Annotated in this window: 16 protein-coding genes and 1 other RNA gene; 2 read left to right on the top strand and 15 right to left on the bottom strand. The window is 36.4% G+C overall.

The features are described 5' to 3' along the window. Positions 1–225: 225 nt before the first annotated feature. The 3 genes from ssrA to BUB91_RS10130 all read right to left on the bottom strand — a co-directional run bounded on the left by ssrA (position 226) and on the right by BUB91_RS10130 (position 1,567). Positions 226–627, bottom strand: a transfer-messenger RNA (tmRNA) gene (gene ssrA, locus BUB91_RS10140). A 111-nt stretch (positions 628–738) separates the two neighbouring features. After that, the gene (locus BUB91_RS10135; RefSeq protein WP_073099130.1) at positions 739–1,173 is read right to left on the bottom strand and encodes a GIN domain-containing protein; all 435 of its coding nucleotides are present in this window, start codon (positions 1,171–1,173) and stop codon (positions 739–741) included. Positions 1,174–1,192: 19 nt separating this feature from the next. Further along, entirely contained in the window at positions 1,193–1,567 is a 375-nt protein-coding gene (locus tag BUB91_RS10130) for a GIN domain-containing protein (RefSeq protein ID WP_073099129.1), read from the bottom strand. Positions 1,568–1,715: 148 nt separating this feature from the next. Between BUB91_RS10130 and BUB91_RS10125 the strand changes: the two genes are divergently transcribed. Beyond that, positions 1,716–2,930 (top strand): NAD(P)-dependent oxidoreductase, encoded by a 1,215-nt coding sequence (locus BUB91_RS10125; RefSeq protein ID WP_073099128.1) that lies wholly within the window; start codon positions 1,716–1,718, stop codon positions 2,928–2,930. Positions 2,931–3,106: 176 nt separating this feature from the next. Here the strand turns inward: BUB91_RS10125 and BUB91_RS10120 are convergent, their stop codons facing one another. The 10 genes from BUB91_RS10120 to BUB91_RS10075 all read right to left on the bottom strand — a co-directional run bounded on the left by BUB91_RS10120 (position 3,107) and on the right by BUB91_RS10075 (position 11,618). Continuing rightward, a complete protein-coding gene (locus BUB91_RS10120) occupies positions 3,107–3,496 on the bottom strand; it encodes a ribosomal maturation YjgA family protein (protein WP_073099127.1) in 390 nt (129 codons plus the stop codon). Beyond that, the gene (locus BUB91_RS10115; RefSeq protein ID WP_073099126.1) at positions 3,480–4,157 is read right to left on the bottom strand and encodes a DUF1361 domain-containing protein; all 678 of its coding nucleotides are present in this window, start codon (positions 4,155–4,157) and stop codon (positions 3,480–3,482) included. Before BUB91_RS10115 ends, BUB91_RS10120 begins: the two co-directional genes overlap by 17 nt. 5 nt (positions 4,158–4,162) lie before the next feature. Beyond that, positions 4,163–4,957 (bottom strand): DoxX family protein, encoded by a 795-nt coding sequence (locus BUB91_RS10110; RefSeq protein ID WP_241652597.1) that lies wholly within the window; start codon positions 4,955–4,957, stop codon positions 4,163–4,165. Positions 4,958–4,991: 34 nt separating this feature from the next. Continuing rightward, the gene (gene creD / locus BUB91_RS10105) at positions 4,992–6,368 is read right to left on the bottom strand and encodes a cell envelope integrity protein CreD (protein ID WP_073099124.1); all 1,377 of its coding nucleotides are present in this window, start codon (positions 6,366–6,368) and stop codon (positions 4,992–4,994) included. 4 nt (positions 6,369–6,372) lie between these two features. Then, the gene (locus BUB91_RS10100; protein ID WP_073099123.1) at positions 6,373–6,888 is read right to left on the bottom strand and encodes a Coq4 family protein; all 516 of its coding nucleotides are present in this window, start codon (positions 6,886–6,888) and stop codon (positions 6,373–6,375) included. Next, positions 6,881–7,180: a winged helix-turn-helix domain-containing protein gene (locus BUB91_RS10095; protein WP_073099122.1), complete on the bottom strand. Its 300-nt coding sequence runs from the start codon at positions 7,178–7,180 to the stop codon at positions 6,881–6,883. Before BUB91_RS10095 ends, BUB91_RS10100 begins: the two co-directional genes overlap by 8 nt. A 24-nt stretch (positions 7,181–7,204) precedes the next feature. Beyond that, a complete protein-coding gene (locus BUB91_RS10090) occupies positions 7,205–7,882 on the bottom strand; it encodes a hypothetical protein (RefSeq protein ID WP_073099121.1) in 678 nt (225 codons plus the stop codon). A gap of 106 nt (positions 7,883–7,988) precedes the next feature. Then, on the bottom strand, positions 7,989–8,846 hold the full coding sequence (locus BUB91_RS10085; RefSeq protein ID WP_073099120.1) for a universal stress protein: 858 nt from the start codon (positions 8,844–8,846) through the stop codon (positions 7,989–7,991). Continuing rightward, a complete protein-coding gene (locus BUB91_RS10080; protein ID WP_073099119.1) occupies positions 8,847–10,457 on the bottom strand; it encodes a BCCT family transporter in 1,611 nt (536 codons plus the stop codon). A gap of 15 nt (positions 10,458–10,472) precedes the next feature. Further along, the gene (locus BUB91_RS10075) at positions 10,473–11,618 is read right to left on the bottom strand and encodes a hypothetical protein (RefSeq protein ID WP_073099118.1); all 1,146 of its coding nucleotides are present in this window, start codon (positions 11,616–11,618) and stop codon (positions 10,473–10,475) included. 227 nt (positions 11,619–11,845) lie between these two features. On the opposite strand from BUB91_RS10075, the gene BUB91_RS10070 reads away from it, so the two are divergent. Continuing rightward, positions 11,846–12,190 carry a DUF1801 domain-containing protein gene (locus BUB91_RS10070; RefSeq protein ID WP_073099117.1) on the top strand — a complete coding sequence of 115 codons (345 nt, stop codon included), beginning with the start codon at positions 11,846–11,848 and terminating at the stop codon, positions 12,188–12,190. A gap of 55 nt (positions 12,191–12,245) precedes the next feature. On the opposite strand, the gene BUB91_RS10065 is transcribed toward BUB91_RS10070, so the two are convergent. Further along, positions 12,246–14,147 carry a TlpA family protein disulfide reductase gene (locus tag BUB91_RS10065; protein WP_073099116.1) on the bottom strand — a complete coding sequence of 634 codons (1,902 nt, stop codon included), beginning with the start codon at positions 14,145–14,147 and terminating at the stop codon, positions 12,246–12,248. Between the two features lie 206 nt (positions 14,148–14,353). Beyond that, a complete protein-coding gene (gene kdsA, locus BUB91_RS10060; protein ID WP_073099115.1) occupies positions 14,354–15,172 on the bottom strand; it encodes a 3-deoxy-8-phosphooctulonate synthase in 819 nt (272 codons plus the stop codon). Positions 15,173–15,332 lie beyond the last annotated feature (160 nt).

Below are 15,332 nucleotides of genomic sequence, written 5' to 3'. Positions count from 1 at the left end.
AAATTAGTAAATGATTTTTTAGGGTCAAAAAACTTTAACTTTTGTAAAAAACTAAAAAAGAGGGTGTTATGAGCTTGGCGAGACCCCCTAAGCTCAATAATGGCGGGACCTGCCTAAAGGGTCCCGATTTTTTTGCATTTAATCGATATTATATGATATCAAATAAAATGAAAAACCCTGTAAATCAATAATTTACAGGGTTTTTAAATGAGTTTAAAACTCAAAAAGTGGAGTCGGGCGGGTTCGAACCGCCGTGCAAACAGGCAACTCAATAGCTTTCTACACGTTTATTTGCCAATTGATTTTCGAGCAACAGCCGGTCGGCAACTACCAACTGGTACCTTATTCTCAATTAAGTTTCACTATCACATCAAGATCCTGCAATAGCTATGTTTACTTTTTCGGTACCTCTAAGCGAAACGCCGTAAACCAAGGCTTTTCAGAGGTATCATGGTCTCATACCTTGTATGAGATTAAGTAAATCCTACTGTAATTCGGATTATGCAGCCATGGCGTAGTTATTCTCGCCGTTTAAAAAGTGTGAAACATGAGATTTACGAGCTTGTGTCCCAGCGCTCGACGTGCTTACTACTCAATTAGACCCGCTGTCAAAACCAAATCGACCCCAAGTTATTTTTCAACTCTAAAAATATAAAACTGAAAAAGGTGTGCAAAGATACGAATTTTTAATGCGATAAAAAGCTAAAGTATCTTTACACTTTAAAGATTATTCAAAGACTATTTTTTATTTATTTGTGCATCATCGTTTAAGGCTTTTACATTGATTTCTGGTTTTCCGTAAACATTCACGGTAGCTTTGTCTTGGGCAGAAACCGCTAACTTATCTGTAGCACTAATTTTAGCATTACTTCGGTCACTTAAGGAGATTATTGCTTCTTTAGTATCATACTCATCACCTCTGTAATCTGCTTTTCCGGTTAGGGTTAAATTTAGGGTGTTAGATTTCCCTCTGGGATTAAATTCAGCATTATCAGCCATTGTCAATAAGGTTTCGCCAGCGGTATACTTTCCATCCAGATCGGTACGCCCGGTCATCTTTATTTCAAGATCTTGAGTCTTTGTATTGACCTCGCCACCTGATTTTTCAGAAAGATTTATTCTGGTTTTTTGGCTCGTTATATTTAAATCAATTTGAGATGAGCTTTTTGCCATAACAGAGAAGTATGGTACTTCAATTTGCCCTGGGGGTATCTAGATCGCTATCGCCTTTAAGGATTATGTGTTGAGGATTCTGCATTTTGAGATAGACCTCTAGTTTTTTAGAACGCGTGATTTTCATGTTGGTATTAATATGCAGTACGCTATCTTTTACTTTAAAGTCTACTACGCTTATAAGGTTACGATCTGTAGTTAATACATAATCATTGCTCTTCGCCTGCACAAGTTCGACCTCAATACCATTATCAACTTCAATAGTATTAATACCTGTCTGTAGGTTTCCATTTACCGAAATCACATCGCGATCTCCTTTAATTTTAGATTGTTGAGCTCCACAAGAAGTGGTTAATAGTGCTAGCGTCATACCTAGACCAAATATATTTTTCATATAATTTTACGTTTTAAACAATATAATTGATAATAGCTGCAAAGCCAGTCAATGCATTATTAAACATTTGCCAATAACATATTAAAGTTGACTTAAAAAGACTGTGCTCGTATCTCTATAAATTTGTAATTTTCTCAAAAAGCATTTTATGGCTGTATTAAACTTTGCACTCTTACAAGAACGTAAATCACCACCAGATCGCCGCTCGGTACTATCACCTATAGCGATGTCCCGTGCGCAAGAATTATTTCCTAAAGCTTCATTTGTTGTTGAAAGTTCACCCATACGCGTATTTCCCGATGTTGCTTATGAGAAAGCAGAGTTTGAAGTTAAAGAGGATGTTTCTGATGCAGATGTTATGCTGGGGGTTAAAGAAGTGCCTATTGATGCATTAATCCCTAATAAGAAGTATTTCTTTTTCAGTCATACGATTAAAAAACAACCGTATAATCGCGAACTTTTAAAAGCGGTTTTAGAAAAAAATATAGAACTCTATGATCATGAAGTGATCACTCGAAGAAGTGGTTTGCGCTTGATTGGGTTTGGATATTATGCCGGTTTGGTAGGGACATATAACGGTTTCCGGGCCTATGGATTGCGTCATAAAACGTTTAGTCTTCCACCCGCAAATACGCTAATCGATGTAAATGCCTTGCATGCGCAATTGGCTAAGATCGAATTGCCGCCAATTAAAATATGCCTTTCCGGTACCGGAAAAGTGGCTGCCGGAGCCCGGGAGATTTTAGAGAAAAAAGGAGTTAAGAAAGTTTCGGTAGGAGAGTATTTGAGTAAGACGTTTAAAGTACCCGTATTTTGTCAGTTAAGTGTGATGGATTACAACAAGCGTACGGATGGTGAAAAAGGGAGTCTGGCTAATTTTATGAAAGATTCGGCTCATTACGAATCTGATTTTTTACGCTTTGCGAAAGTAACACAGCTGTTTATAGCAGGTCATTTTTATGGTGATGGAGCACCATATTTGTTTACGCGTGAGCAAGCTAAACTTTCTGATTTTAATATTGAAGTTGTTGCAGATATCTCTTGCGATATTGATGGTCCTGTGGCCTCTACTTTGCGAGCTTCTACGATTGCTGAACCATTTTATGGCTATGATCCTCAAGCAGAACAGGAAGTCGCGTTTGATGCCCCGGGAGCGATTACCGTTATGGCAGTAGATAATTTACCATGCGAATTGCCTAAAGATGCCAGTGAAGGTTTTGGCGAAATGTTTATAGACAATGTGCTTCCGGCTTTTTTCAACGACGATAAAGACGGAATCTTACAACGCGCTCGTATGACTAAAGAAGGAAAACTAACGCCACGTTTCAGCTATCTGCAGGATTATGTAGATGGAAAAGAATAAGGCTATTTAAGCAATGTAAAATACAAAGTACGAGGTAGAACTTAAAAATCAATTGAGCTTTCTTCTTTTGAGGAAGAAAGATGGGGATACAATGATTTTTCACATTTAAAAAATGTCACTTTGAGCGCAGTCGAGAAACAAAACTCTTTTGTTGAATTCAATAAATTGTTTAGGACTCAAGGGTTAGTGATAAGAGGGGCTTTGAAGTTTTCAATTCCCCAAACCAACACAATACCTAATACATACATCAAAAGATCAAGCCACGAGAAATGACTTCCAAAAACTAATGTAGCTACGTTTTTATATTCTTCTGGGATGTATTGTGGAAGGTTTACCAGCTGTAACAATTCTATTAAAAAAGAAATCGCGAGCGTCATAAACAATCCGGTTTTTACGGAAATATTGCTGCAAGCCATCAACAAGCAATACAATAAAATGACTACAAGAAAATCGCCCAGATTAGCTCGTATAAATCCGGTCTTTAAATACGTTGCGATGGCTGTTTCAATCCCCAAAAGGATAACAAAGCCGATTATATAAAGTAAACGTTTACTGCGTAGTATCATAATTACCTATCGAATTGTGCCAAAGCTGAAAAATATAAAAAGCGGCGTTTAAAAATATCTCAAAAACTAAAGTAAACAGCCATACTAGTTTATGCTCTATTGGGTTAATGAGAAATTGAAAAATAGTAGTAAATAACTCAAAAGGATTGGTAACCAGATCCCACGAATTGAATCGGACTACTCTGCCTAGATAAACACCAAAACCACAAAGTACCAAAATGGAAAGCGTAGCTATATTTAGGAGTTTTTTATTAATTTTATTTTTTAGCAATCTGCGCAATTCTAAAATAGATTGAAAACCAAAATACAAGCTTATTCCTGCAAATGCTAGAATAACCATTGCATCATAAATAAACCATTGCGACGGACTGTAAGACAGGTGAATCAAATCTGTTAGAACATAGGGCGCGTTGGGTAAGAATAGCAACCATAACACTAGTGTTAAAATCTTTTTTATAGGATTGAGAAATAGTTTTTTATTGAATTGCATAAACCATACAATACCCAAAGGAATAAAAGCCAGAAAGAGGTTCCACACCAGAAATAATCCAAATGTATCATGCGTAGTTTTAATTCGGAATACCAGTAGCAAGAAGCAGACTAGAAGCGCTATAAATAGATATTTGAGTGTAGCATATTTAGTGAGAATAAACTCTTTCATAGCTATTATTTTTTATTGATTTCTTCATAATCTTTCAGGCACTTATCAAGAGATTTTCCTTGATTGTGTATGCAATTGCAAAAATCAAAACCTGCTTTTTCAGGAGTTCGGCTTTCAAGTCGGCTTACACAATCACCATAATTGTTGCGGGGCATTAGTTCAAAAAGTCTGTTAGATGCAAACATCGTAATCACAGAAATGAGGATTATCATTCCCAAAAATACCCAAGGAAACTTTTTTGAAACCAGAGGTGATTTTATACTGGCTAAATTGAAATTTATACGCAAGGGTACGTCTTTCTTAAAATGAGGATCATTTTCTGTCTCTCTAAGCGTAAGTGGAGGGTCATATTTCAGTGATTTATCACTGAAAGGCAAAATAAATTTGAGACGGTCGTAATTGTAGAGTAGGATATATAAGTTGGCTAAAACCATTAGTGTTGAAGTAACTAATGAACCTTCAAAACGCACGGCCAACGACAGTACAAAAATGTTTAAAATGATGGGGAAATATACCAATGCACCCAGCAGCGCTGTACGTGGAATGAATAACAATACAGCTGCTGCAATCTGAGCAATACCAATAAATGGATAGTAAAATCCGGTATGATGTAAAGCTTCAAGAAAAGCTCCCATAGGATGTTTTACAGCAAGTCCGCTGGCAAAACGCTCGTCTATGATTTTGACCCAACCGGCAACTATAAAACCCAAAGCGAGCGTACACCTGCAAAATAGATAGAAGCCAGCGTGCCAGAAATTGCTGCGCACATTGGTATAAAAAGAAAGAAATGACTTGTTCATAGTTTTCACTATTGCATGGTTTTTAATTATGAATTTAGGAATTCCAATCGATCTTTCTAGATACATACATCACCAAAGCCAGAATGATAAAAAGACCAATACTGCCCACAAGCAACGCGTAATTTTCAAGTTGAATGATCACATAGATAAAACTATACAGCAGTGTAAGTGAAAAAGCTATAAAAGCCGGGAATTTAATATTCTTGAGTATACTGCGCGCGTAAAATGATATCAATAGGATTATGGCAACACTTGCAACGAGATAAGCATTTAAATAGCTGCTGTGTTCAGAGATTGAAATCAGGAGGGTATAAAACATAATTAATGCAAGCCCGATCATTAAATATTGAAAGGGGTGGATATGAATTTTACTAAGTGTTTGAATTAGAAAAAAGATAAGAAACGTAAGCCCAATAACGAGAAAACCATACTTGGCTGTTCGCTCACTTTTTTGATATTCATCTACCGGAATTTTAAAGTTAACGCCAAAAGCAAACTCAGTAAGATCAGGCAAACCTTGAAAAAATTCTTGTGGAAAAGGTCTGTTTATATCCAATACTTTCCATTTTGCATCAAAGCCTTTACCATCAAGTTTATCTTCATTATACGGTAGATAATTACCGGTAAAATTATTGGTTTCCCAGTCTGAAGTAACCTGTGCTTCCGTAGTTTTTCCGGTAGGAATAAAACGTAATTGTTCGCTTCCGTTTATGTGTAAATCCATCTCAAATTTCATGGTGTTTTCCTGTGGAAGATTTTCCGGTTTTACAGAAGTCGTTTCCATTGTAAAAAGCTTTAAATGAGAAAGATCGGTAGGATTTCGCTTTTCGTACTTTGAAGAGAACGGATAAGAATTGCCATTTAATTTAATGGTCACTTGCTCATTAACGCCTTTCAAATTTGAGGTTTGAAAAATTATGCGTGCTTTTTCCCATAAAATCTGATTGGGTTCGGCAGGAGCATCAGAAAAATCAGGAATAGCAAAAGAACCTTCAAAGTGCGTTTCAGAATTATAAACACTGGTTTTGTATAAACTTCTTTTTTTTATTTCGGTGTTTACATGAGTTTTAAGGTTTAATTCCTTCGGAAAGAAATAGGCTATTTTTTCTTCCTCTATATATTGCGTTTCAAAAGCTTTAGAGTCTCTATTTTGAATAACTTTTTTTACTGAAACCGTATAGGGTATTTTTAAAACAGGACCATAAATGAGTACCTCTTCTCCCCATTTTTCATTGATTTCTGATACAACTTCTTCCTGACGTTGTGCGCGTTCTTCAATGAGATCTTGAACAAAAAATAACGGAATAAGCAGGATTAAGGTGAGAAAACCTACCATAAACATACGAGCGGTGATAGAGGTTTTTAACCAGCTAATAAAACGATTAGGAGTTTGTGATTTTTGCGTGTCCATAAGATTATAATTGATTGATGTTAAATGCGTTTTTAAAAGTTATGATTGAAGTATTAAGCAGTGCTTTGTAGTTCAAGTGATGTAGCGATTTTGTTTTTTGACCACGGCTTTGTGCTTTCTTAAAAGACGTGTAATGATCAGGGTAGAGGAAGTAACCGGCAATCATTGCTAGCAGCAAAAAGGGACTTCTTTTCCCATTTCCGTAGAGAAAGAATTGAAGCGCAATTTCTTGAGCGGTATCGGTTTGATAACCCGTAAGTACGTGAAAAACATCGTGATTCTCACATCGCGGTTGCGGTTCGTAGTTGTGTTTCAATAAAAAACATCCTAGATGAAAACCCAGTGTGTTTTCTGGATATTGTAATAATTCTTTCCGGGAAATACCCCAAGGTTTTACGTGTTTAAACTTCACATAAATGCGACTAGTTAAATCAAAAGAGGCGCCTACAAAGAGTTCTCTTATTAGTATTAAAGTACTTTGAAATTCAAAGTTAATTGATAAAAAAATAGATTTATTCATTAGGATTGATAAGTTTTTCTAAAGCTTCAATATGTTTGGTAAAAGCTTCCCTGCCAGATGCAGTAACGATATATCTAGTATTGGGCTTTCGGTTAATAAATGATTTTTCAATGCTGATATAAGCTTCTTTTTCTAGTGCTTTGGTATGACTGGCAATATTTCCGTCTGTGGCGCCCAACAATTCTTTCAGCATATTGAAGTCGGCAAAATCATTTACCATCAAAATACTCATAATTCCCAGGCGTACCCGGTGATCAAAAGCTTTATTTATATGTTGAATGATGTTTTTCAATCTATGTTGAAATTTATGAATGAATTAATTGATATTCCCCTCCTTTTGGGAGGGGCCAGGGGAGGGACGGTCGTATTTATTGTACAAAATCGTTCCGTAAATAATGTGGAAAACTCCAAATCCTAATGCCCAAAAATACAAACCATAACCCACAAACTGTGTAGCGACAAGACCTATTATAACATTGGCTAAGCCCAGATACTTAATATCACCTATTGTGAATTTACTGGCGTTTAAGAGAGAAAGACCGTAGAAAATAAGCATTGCAGGAGCAACTAATCCTATAATGTGATACTGTATTAACACGATGCAGAAGATTCCGCCGGTTATTAGGGGAAGCCCAAAATTTACGAGTAGCCGTTTTGAGACGGGATTCCAGATTTTTTCATTTTGCTTTTTGGCTTTACGCATAGTAAGTATAGCTCCCGTAAGGATGGAAACGGTTAGCGTGATACAAGCAGTTAGAACTAAATCGTTAACAAGCCTATAAGCCGATACAAAATCTCCGAAAGTAGCCACAATCGCTGGTTTATCAGCGTAGTCAGGGATATCAGATAATCTAAAATGAGCGTATAGTGCAGCAATTAGAGCATAGATACCTGCAAGGACACCTGAGAGTCCGCTTAGCGACATAAAGCGAGAAGATCTGCTCATCATGGTTTTGATGTCGTTGATGTCTTTAAGATAGTTTTTATTATCCATACAAAAGTACTTTGAATTACAAAGTAAAGATAAAATTGTTTACAAAACAAGAATAAAAAAAGCCTCGCAAAAATGCGAAGCTTTAAATTTTGACTTTAGTTCTAAACTATCGTACTACCAGTAGGGGACTACTCAAGGTTTCATTAAAGAGTTCTTCAGTAAGACTACCGATTAATAAAGTTGAAATATTACTACCTCCTTTATCAGATAAGATAACCAAGCTAGGTTTGCGTTTTTCAATTTCAACTAGAAATTTCTGACTGATACTTTTGTCTTTTGCAAAAAGAAATTCGTGATTATCAGGATCTGTTACCGCAAGTTTTTTAAAGAATTTAGCAGATTTCTGACGCATATGTTGTTCTATTTTTTCTTGCGCATTTTCTCGGGCAACATATGGAGAAAATTGAATAGGAACTTGTGCAATATGTAATGCATTTAGGGTAATGGGTTGCTTGCCTCTAAGCTCTTCAGCAAAGAAAAAAGACTTTCTTGAATGACTAGAAAAGTCTGTACCTACCCATACCGTTTCTAAGTTTAGCTCAGTTGTTTTAGGTACCGTAAGTATACTACACTTGAGCAATCTTAGCAACTTTGAAGTGACCACACCTGTCCCATCTTTAGCAGCTTTATTCCCTACAATAGCAAGATTGATCTGATATTTATTTGCGATATAATGCATGAGTGATTCTGTATTAGAATCTTCAGAAATTAGCACTTCCCAATTCACATTTGCAGAAAAGCGGTTTGCTACTTTCTCGTTAAGCTCATCACCTATAAGTTGGTCAAGATTTAACTGATTCAGCTCTTCTTTAAATAGATCAGAGATCTCATATTTCTTGATATTGTGAACAAAATATACGTTTTCAGCCTCAAACTTTTCAGCAAGAAAAGAGGTGTATTCAATGAGGTGGTTGTCTAAAAATGAGAGGTCTAAAGCAACCAGTATGTTTTTTACTTTTTCCATTTAGTCTTTTTTATTTCTTCGAGCAACAATTTCTTTAACGACATCTTCATAGTCGTCCATTTGCTTTTCAGATTTTTTCTTTTCTAATTTTTGATAATCCTCCCGGAGTCCTATATAGAGTGAATAACACATAATAAGTAAGATTATGGCAAAAGGTAGTCCGGTTACAATGGTTGCGGTTTGAAGCGCTTCAAGCCCCCCACCAAATAAAAGAACAGCAGCAACAGTGCCTTCGGTCACTGCCCAGAAAATACGTTGCCCTACCGGTGCTTCAATTTTTCCACCAGAAGTTAAACTATCTACTACAAGTGATCCTGAATCTGATGAAGTAATGAAGAAACCTGCAATAAGAATAACAGCAACCACATTAATCACCATCGATAATGGGTAATCTTGAAAAAATATAAATAGCGCAGTAGCGACATCATCTTTTACAGCTGCAACTATAGTCATATCACCATTCAAGACTTGCTGAATAGCGACACTACCAAATGCAGACATCCAGAAAAACGTAACCAATGATGGTATTAATAAAACACCTAGAATAAATTCTCTAATCGTGCGTCCTTTAGAAATACGCGCAATAAACATTCCTACAAATGGAGACCAACCTATCCACCAACCCCAGTAAAAAACAGTTTGGTTATTTTGCCAAGAGCTTCCTTCATAGGTTTCTACCCAAGTAGAGATTTTCAAGAAGTTGAAAATATAGCTTCCCGTATTTTCAACAAAGGAGCGAAAAATAAATAGCGTAGGGCCTAGAATTACAGCAAGAAGTAATAAAATTATAGCTATGCGCATATTCCATTCGCTTAAAATACGCACTCCTTTATCTACTCCTAATACTACAGACATTGTGGCAATTAATGTAATGCCGGCAATGAGAAGAATTTGTGTTAGTGTCCCATCAGGTATACCAAATACGTGATTGAGGCCACTGGCAATTTGTTGAACACCAAAACCTAATGACGTTGCAAGTCCAAAAAGTGTAGCAAGCACTGCAAAAATATCTATAATGTCACCTGTTCTCCCGTAGATTTTATCTCCTAAGAACGGGTAAAATATGGATCGTATTGTTAACGGTAAACCTCTGGAATACGTGAAGTAGGAGAGTGCCAAACCTACTAAAGCGTACACACCCCAAGCATGAAAGCCCCAGTGTAAAAATGTAAAATTCATTGCTTCTATAGCTGCTGCCACAGACTTGGGTTCTGCCGTGGGCGGATTTAAAAGGTGGTCTACAGGTTCTGCAACTCCAAAAAAGAGCAAACCAATACCCATACCTGCACTAAAGAGCATCGCAAACCAAGACCCTGTTTTGTACTCTGGTTTTGCTTTTTGCCCCCCAATTCTAAGTTTTCCGTATTTACCTAACGCCAGATAGGTAAGAAATATCAAGAACAGATTTATACAAAGCACAAAGAACCAGTCTGCTTTTTCTGCCACAGTATGTTGAATGTCGCTAAATATTTTTTGTGCCTTTTCTTCAAATATGATCGTAAGTGCAATACTTATGATGATAAATATCGTAGAGGTAAAAAATACCGGTCCATTTACTTCTAGACCAAATATTGATTTCTTTTCATCACTTCGCGTAATTTTCTTTGCCATAAAATTTTATTTCTATTAAAAGTAGTATCCAATATTTATATTAAAACGAGCTTCCCATTTTGCATCAGGATTACCTGCTGAAAAATCATCTACAAAATTGCCGCCTAACCATGAGTGGTTATAACCAGCAGCATAATCTATGTAGGTATATACTTGACCGGCTGTAACTAACAGACCGGTTACATTTTGAAAAGAATCTGTAAATTCTTTTTCTTTTTTCTGCATATAACCGAAGTCATTATAGACTTCAATTTGAGAGATAGGTCCCCAGTTTACTGAAATTTTCTTGGAAACAGCAGCGGTGTACATGTTAAAATCGCTGGCAACTTCATATGGAGTGCCGTATGCGCCCATTTTTATAATCTTATTTGATTCGCCCGGTGCATTTTCTGGAGCATGAGAAACAGTAATTGCTTCTGTTTTTAAATTCCAGTTTTTCCAGTTCATCTCATAATGTAGCCCAAGAGCATAATGGTGACCATTCTTGTTGGTATCTATATTATACAGACTACCATACTGCCCCGAAAAACCTATTCTATGTTTGATGTGTTGCCCAAGTTTGCGTACGACTTTCCCATTAAATTGATTGGTTTCCTTATTTCTACCAACTACATCGTATGAATATCTACTAGAGCTATTTTCTACGCCACCTCCAAAATTTAATTCTTCAGCATTTTTTAGAAAAGCAAAAGCGTAATCCCATTTATCTCCCGTATGCAGATATTTTAAGCCCATATCATGATCATCTTCAAGTCCCACGTAATACGTGATATTAAAAAACCAGTTATGAGAATTGTATTGTTTAATCCCAAAAGGGACATACACTAAGCCTGCATGAAGTTCGTCTTTTTTATTAAATTTATATCCTACCCATCCTTGTTTTAGAAACCCTCCACCAAAAGCTTCAGAATACAGTCTGTACTCCGCATTTAAAAAAATATTCTTATAAGAAGCTTTAGCATTAATCCTAAACATATCATACCCAAACTCACCTCCTTTTGTTTTTTGTTCTTCTTTCCAGGAAGAATACACATAATTAACTCGAAAGGCACCACCCAGTTCAAGCCTTGGTTTTTCTTTTTCCTGACCAAAACATACAAGGGGTAATATTAGAAACCAGAAAATCCTAATAAAATTAAAAAGCTTTAAAATTTGAGACATTTTAGCAATAAGGAAGGTTAATCGGGGAAAATAGAATGTTTTTTTGTAAATAGTTTTGATTTATCTCAAAAACTTACGCCTTTAACATTCTGCTAAGCATTGATTTTTCTAGAAAATTAGGATCGAAGCGAGTATAAATCGACTCCTATTAGCAGCTAAATTGGATTAATTTTACCGCGATAGATAGCAGTTAAATTATTTATATTTAATCGTAATTTCTTATAAGAATGAATCCAGCTGAAGCTTATATTTTATCTAAACCAGAGCCTTTTAAAAGTTTACTTCTTGAGCTGCAAATGCTTGTAGAAAGTACTATTCCGGAAGCTCAGTTGCTTTTTAAATGGCATTTACCGTTTTATTATTTAAATGGAAAGATGTTTTGCTTTCTAAATTTTAGAAAGAATTTTGTAGAATTGAGTTTCCCAAAAGGTATTTTACTTAACGACCCTCACAATAAGCTAACAGCCGGAGAAGGTAGAAAGAACCTTCGCTCGTTACGGTATCACAAAATTGAAGATATTGATGCTGAAGTGTTGATTGGATTTTTAATGCAGTTAAAATCGTTAAAATAAAAAATCCGTGTCAGTTGATAACCGACACGGATTTTTTGAATTTTAAATTCTGTATTTATTGTCCGCTTGCGAGACCAATCATCATATCTAATTCTTCAACAAGACCGTCTGTATTACCATCAAAGCCTACGGCTTTAAACTTAATTTTTCCGTCAGGCCCTAAAACGAATTTAGTAGGAATTCCATCTACTTCATACGCAGAAACCACATCATATTCTCTGCTTCCTTCTTCTTTAGGCGTATCCATAAGTACATTGAAGGTATAGTCATTTTCGGTGATGAAATCACTCACGCCTTTTTCACGTGCTTCACCACTGGTGCTTTCCCATGTATCAATAAAAAGGAATTCTACGTTTTCGTTATCAGCGTATTTAGTTACCGCTTTTTGCATTCCCGGGAATGAAACTTTACATGGTCCGCACCAGGTTGCCCAGAAATCGAGTACCACAGTCTTTCCTTTTAAATCTGCCAGTGCAATTTGTTCACCTTTAAGATTTTTCAAATTGAAAGTAGGAGCTTCTTCGTCAAGCATTTCTTTTTTTAATTCGGCCAAAGCTTTGTCGTGAGCGATTTTTTCCAAACTGCTGAGGTAGCTGTCAAAGTCTTCTTCGTGATCAGTGTTTGTATAGGCAGTAGCCAAGTATTCTTTAGTCTTAGTTGTAGCATTACCTTCTTCTACCAGTTCTGAAGCTTTTTCAAACACCTTGCCATATTGCTCGTCTGCTATTAGAAACTGCACGTAACGCTCATATACATCAGGGGAAGTCCTGTTAGCAACTGCCATTTCTTGAGCTGCAATAGCTTCTTTGATTTTTCCTTGCTTAAATAAGATCAACCCGTAGGTGTCTGAGTACATTGCTTGTGTAGATGCTAGACTCTTTTCAAACTGACTTTGGGTATAATAATCAGGTTTGTCAGATTTTTGAGCATCTACAATATCTAAAGATTTTTTTGACATACGTTCTGCAATACTCAATTCTTCACCCTGTTCTGCACGATTCCATGCCAGATTATTGAGCATAGATGCTTTAGAAGCATCATCAGAAGCTTTATCCATATATAGCTCAAAGTTTTCGGTGTCACCTTCTTCAAAATATGTAGTTGCTATGGTGCGGTACATAAAATCGAGTTGGGGGCCTTCAACGCCTGCATTTTCTTTAAAATCTTCTAAAACTTTAAGCTTTGCTTCCATATCTGAAGCTTGGCGCATCGCCGTTACATAATTGTTTAAAGCAAGATCGCTTTTAGGATATTTTGAACTTAAAACACCGGTTAAAGAATCTGATTTTGGCTGATCTTTTCTAAAACGGTATAACTGAATCAACTTCGTATAATCTTCTTCAGACAGCTCTTTATCTGAATAAGATGCAATAGTCTCATCTGCCAGTACATTCGCTTGCTCTGAATCTAAACGGCTCATCATGTAAATTTGTGGCATCAACCAGTCTTCTTTACTGGCAGGATTATCTGCAATGGCTTTCTTGTAAGCCGCTAAGGTAGAATCAGGTTCAGTTTTTACACCATAATAACTACCGCGTCCAGAAATATAATGCGCAATAGCAACTTGAGAGCCGGGGATTATCACGCCTTCAGAATCATATAAATTCACCGTGTAGCCTTTTTCATCATTAGCTTCATATTCTTCTCCTACTTTAAAATTGAAAATCAACCCATCAGCAGAATCAGGAATTTTTAGGGCTCCTGTGAATCGCTCACCATCTTTGATCAAGTCAATATCTTCTGGGTAGGATTTTGATTTTACCGTGTACACATAAAATGCTTCAGTTATTGAGTCTGTTGCAGAATAGGCCAATTTTAAACTATCACCGGGAGAAGGTTTGGTTTCTGAAAGTTCAAGATTCCCTATAGTCAAAGGCGTTTCTTTAGGCTCGTCTGAGCACGAAAAGATAGTTAGTGCAGTAAACGCCAATACTGCCGGAATTCGCAAGTTTTTCATATAATCGTATTTTTGATTGCTTATAAATGTACTAAGAATTTAGTTTATAGTAGATTGATGTGCAGTCTTTTAAGATTCAGTTTAAGGTTGAAAATTGATCTTTTCAATCAGATTAATAAAATAGCGCTCAAAAAAATAAAGGATTGCTAAAGTGTGTGCTTTAGCAATCCTTAAAATTATGAGATTCTTATTTTGTTAAATGTGTTTTAGTCTTCAGCAACTACTTTTCTGATGGCTACCAGCTTTGTTAATAAACCTTCAAGTAAGCTAAGATCTAGCATATTTGCGCCGTCACTTTTCGCATTTGCAGGATCAAAATGGGTCTCGATAAAAAGACCATCTACGCCTGCGGCAATTCCTGCTTTTGCCATTGTGCCTATAAGTTCCGGGCGACCGCCTGTAACCCCGCTGCTTTGGTTGGGTTGCTGCAAACTGTGCGTCACATCAAGAACTGTTGGAGCATAGCTTCGCATTGTGGGTACTCCTCTAAAATCTACGATAAGGTCCTGATAGCCGAACATCGTCCCGCGGTCTGTGATCCATACCTTTTCGTTACCGGTATCGGTAACTTTGATTACCGCGTGTTTCATCGCTTCCGGACTCATAAATTGTCCTTTTTTGAGATTTACAACTTTTCCGGTTTCGGCTGCAGCGACAACAAGATCGGTCTGACGTACGAGGAACGCCGGTATTTGCAATACATCTACATATTCTGCAGCCATCGCAGCATCTTCATTCACGTGAATGTCAGTAACTGTTGGTATATCAAAAGTCTCAGAAACTTTACGTAAGATCTTCAATGCTTTCTCATCGCCAATCCCTGTAAAACTATCGATACGGCTTCGGTTGGCTTTTTTAAAACTTCCTTTAAACACATAAGGAATTTGAAGTTTATCTGTTATGGAGACAATTTTTTCCGCTATGCGTAACGCCATTTCCTCGCCTTCTATTGCGCAAGGTCCTGCCAGAAGAAAGAAGTTGTTAGTATCTGTATGTTTTAGTTTTGGGATGGAATTCAATTTCATTTTTTTGAAAAATTTAGAGTGTAAAGATAAGGCATTGGAAATACGAAATCGGAAATTCAAAATACAAAATTGAATACCCAAAGTGATAATTAGGCGGCACTGTTACATTATTAATTAAAACTTTTAAGATCTAAAAAACAGATGGATTTAAAACTTAATT

Origin of the sequence: Leeuwenhoekiella marinoflava DSM 3653 (assembly GCF_900129005.1) — a bacterium.
Taxonomy (GTDB): domain Bacteria; phylum Bacteroidota; class Bacteroidia; order Flavobacteriales; family Flavobacteriaceae; genus Leeuwenhoekiella; species Leeuwenhoekiella marinoflava.
This window is presented reverse-complemented; position numbering and strand designations above follow the sequence as displayed.